Here is a 4,173-nt window from a genome sequence, read left to right on the forward strand (position 1 = left end):
CTCTCTACAAGAATTTGTTCTTGTGATTTTTGTGAGAATCAATGAACATTCTTCTTTAGCATAACTTCTTTAATTTCAAGAAAATAAAATATATTTTGTGTTTATCCGTGTTCAATCTGTGTTAATCCGTGGCTTTATATCTTGAATTTTCTGCAAAAGTTTGGTTATAAGTTTACTATACTTTTGCATTTTTTTTGGAACTACTTGAAATACAAATACTTTACAATAACCTCTTATTATTCCCGTCCGATACACCCCTTCGGCGCTTTTTCCTTTCCATCTTCAGTAACCACAACCCTGGCTATGAGAGACCAAGTTTCTCGAAGAAACCTGGTTTCTGTTGATGGTAAACAAAGCCACTTCCGGAGATCTTAGAGTAAGCTCTAAGGCCATACTACCTATAGGGTGGGGGAATTTCCCCCACCCAAGATATTGAGAGGGGTTCTCTATCCCCAATTACTGTCTACTCTTAGCAGATGGCTTAAAACAGGGCTGGTTCAGGGGGGTGGGGGAAATCTCCCCACCCTTGGGGTTATTCTTTCCCAATCACTATCGGGGTTTATGATTTGCCACAATATGTAGTAGGGAAGAATTTCCCCACCCAAGATATTGTTACTGCTTATTTCTTCCCAGTTGTTGCCTGGCTTTATGGCTGGGGTGAGAGATAGCCTTCCCGGATAGAACCTTATCTCCCCTGATCCCCCTGTGACAAAAAATAATCATCCTAACCCTTTGATTCTCTGCGGCTTCAGCACCTGTGTGCTGAATTTTTCTTCGGTTGGCACGATTCTTGCTTAGTTCTAATAAATAAGGATACAGGTAACCACTCAGCCCCCCGGACACTAAGTCAGGCAGAAGAATTGACCCAATTCGAATAAATCATTTAAAGTCAACTCTGGATGGAAGGGTAATATTAATTTCAACATCAAAAACATGGGTAACATTCAGATGAAGGGGGTATCTGTTAGTGTCAAATATCCACTTTCAGATTTTATTAGCAGTGTTACTCCTCCAACTCAAACAGTAGACATTGCTGCTTCAAGCACAGGCAAATTACCTTTAATGGTAGCTGTAAAAGACATAGGTTCCGGGAAAGAGACAAATGGAGAGATTAAATTGGAAGTAAAGATAACAAATCAATGTCCGTTAACTTCAAGCAGCGCTTCTATTTCGACCGCCTACGATTCAAGGCCACCGGTTATTACCAGAGGGCCTCTAATCTTGGAAATGACCAACAACTCGGCAACCATTAGCTGGACAACTAACGAGGAAAGTACCAGTAAAGTTGAGTATGGGCTTAAAGATTATAATGCTTCCAAGAAAGAGGTAAGTGATTCAAGCAAGGTGCAGGAACACAAAATGATACTTCCAGGGCTGGTATACGGAAAAACTTACCAGGCGCGTGTAATATCAGAGGATGAAGCAAGAAATCTGGTTACAAGTGAGATTTTTCTTTTCACCGTCATTACACCGAAAGGCGGCTGGCCTCTGGCTCTGGATAATGACGAAATACACGCTTCGCCAGTGATAGGTGATATAGATAAGGATGGGAAGGAAGACATAATAATTGCCTCCTACTATGGTAAGATCTATGCCCTAAGCCACGATGGGAAAATAAAGTGGTCTTTTACAGCAGGGCCAAGGAATTATACCTGGATAGAATCCTCACCAGCCCTGGGAGATATAGATAAAGATGGATACCTGGAGGTAGTCATCGGAGTCTGTGATAACACTAACACCTATAAAGGCAAGATATATGCTCTAAATCATGACGGAACTCAAAAGTGGTCAGTTTCCACTGACGGCCATATATCTTCTTCTCCAGCCATAGGAGATATAGATAATGATGGATATGGGGAGGTAATTATTGGCTCAGAGGATAAAAAGGTGTATGCCTTAAATCATGAGGGAAAATCAGTGAATGGTTGGCCAAAGGTAACAGGTAGCGTGGGAATTTCTTCTCCTGCTTTGGCAGATATAAATGGAGAAAATGGTCTTGAAATTGTCATATCGGGGGGTAGGGATGGCAAATTATATGTCTGGAATCACCGGGGAGAGGCCTTAAAGGGTTGGCCATTTAATACAAATGAAGGGCTTTTTACCTCGCCGGTTTTAGGTGATATTAATGGTGACGGTAAAATAGAAATAGCCGTGGCTTCAACCAACGGTAATGTATATGTATGGGATACTCAAGGCAGTTTATTGAAGAGTTGGTTAATGTTTTCTAAGACATATTCCGACGGTGATATATATTCTGATTTGGCCCTGGGCAATATTGACCAAGACGGTGATCTGGAAATAATCGCCGCTGCAGTAGAATACTCATACTCAGAGAAGAAACTCGTAAATGGTGGAATATACGTCTGGGATCATCAGGGAAAGTTACTGTTTAGCCAACCGACAAATGGTATACCATTATCTCCAGCCATAGGGGACATAAATGGAGATGGTAAGATCGACATAGTGGCTGGCTCGGAAGGTTCTCTGTGGAGTGGCTCTAACGCGGATATTTCTGCCTGGGACCAAAATGGAAATCTTACTCTTAGCTGGTCAGTTCAGGGAATGGAAGGAAATGATGTAGTCTTAAGTGATTTAGATGGGGATGGAAAAATAGATATAGTCACTGGAGGGACAGGGCGGAGCGATAATGAAATCAAGAACAGAGGTCTTCTCTGCGTTTGGTCGCTACCTGATAGCCAATATTATGATGTCAAAAATATTCATTGGCCAATGTACCGTCATGATGCGCGGCATATAGGGTTGTATCCTTCTTCACCGGACTCTACCCCACCGAGTAAGCCGGTAGTAACCGATGACGGGGATGTGACCTTGGATAAGACCAAACTGCACGCTAAATGGTCTGCTTCTGACCCGGAATCGGGCATTGCCGAATATCAGTATGCCATCGGGACGACCTCTGGAGGGACAGATGTGGTGGGCTGGACTTCGGTCGGTACCACCACTGAGATAACTAAGACTGGTCTGAATCTCACCTGGGGACAGACCTACTATTTTGCGGTCAAGGCCAAGAACGGAGCCGGGTTGTGGAGCGAAGTGGGGATAAGTAATGGGATTAAGGTGAATGACTCCACTCCACCAACCAAGCCGGTAGTAACCGATGACGGGGATGTGACCTCGGATAAGACCAAACTGCACGCTAAGTGGTCTTCCTCTGACCCTGAGTCAGGTATTGTCGAATATCAGTATGCCATCGGGACGACCTCTGGAGGGACAAATGTGGTGGGCTGGACTTCGGTCGGCCTCGCCACCGAGGTAACTAAGAGCGGATTGAATCTCATCTGGGGACAGACCTACTATTTTGCGGTCAAGGCCAAGAACGGGGCCGGGTTGTGGAGCGAAGTCGGGGTAAGCAATGGGATTAAGGTGAACGACCCCACTCCACCGAGCAAGCCGGTAGTAACCGATGACGGGGATGTGACCTCGGATAAGACCAAACTGCACGCTAAATGGTCTGCCTCTGACCGCGAATCGGGCATTACCGAATATCAGTATGCCATCGGGACGACCTCTGGAAGGACAAATGTGGTAGGTTGGACTTCGGTCGGCCTCTTTACCGAAGTAACTAAGAGCGGATTGAATCTCATCTGGGGACAGGCCTACTATTTTGCGATCAGGGCCAAGAACGGAGCCGGGTTGTGGAGCGGAGTCGGGGTAAGTAATGGGATAACGGTAAAGGACGCTGCCCCGCCGGTGGTCAACATCACCTCACCGGCCAATGGTGCTACGGTGAAAGGGACAGTTACTGTTACGGCCAATGCCTCGGATAACGTGAGAGTGACCAAGGTAGAGTTCTATATTGACAATTCCCTGAAGGCCAATGATACCTCGAATCCTTATTCCTACGCTTGGAATACCCCACCTCTTTGGCTAAGGGGAATCACACCATTAAGGTCATCGCCTACGATCAGGCCGGAAACAAGGCCGAGAAGACCTGTCAGGTAAAGGTGGATAAGGGATCAAAGATAGCAGCAGTGGCCAGCAAAACTGAGACGGCCGATGACAAGAAATCGCCAGAAAAGACCGGCCTGGCTCAGAACTACCCTAACCCGATGAACCCGGAGACCTGGATTCCCTTCAGCCTGGCTGAGAAGGATCATGTCACCATTCGAATCTATAATCTGAGTGGTCAACTAATCCGCACCCTTGATCTGG

2 protein-coding genes are annotated in these 4,173 nt (G+C 45.6%); both read left to right on the plus strand.

Annotation, left to right across the window (positions count from 1 at the left end):
* The first annotated feature begins 1,062 nt into the window (after positions 1-1,062).
* Positions 1,063-3,963 carry an FG-GAP-like repeat-containing protein gene (locus tag AB1797_13415; GenBank protein MEW5768585.1) on the plus strand — a complete coding sequence of 967 codons (2,901 nt, stop codon included), beginning with the start codon at positions 1,063-1,065 and terminating at the stop codon, positions 3,961-3,963.
* Positions 3,885-4,173, plus strand: a 289-nt coding sequence (locus tag AB1797_13420; GenBank protein MEW5768586.1) for a hypothetical protein, incomplete at its 3' end; no start/stop codon positions are given. The genes AB1797_13415 and AB1797_13420, both read left to right, overlap by 79 nt.

Source organism: bacterium, assembly GCA_040753085.1.
Lineage (GTDB): Bacteria > UBA9089 > JASEGY01 > JASEGY01 > JASEGY01 > JASEGY01.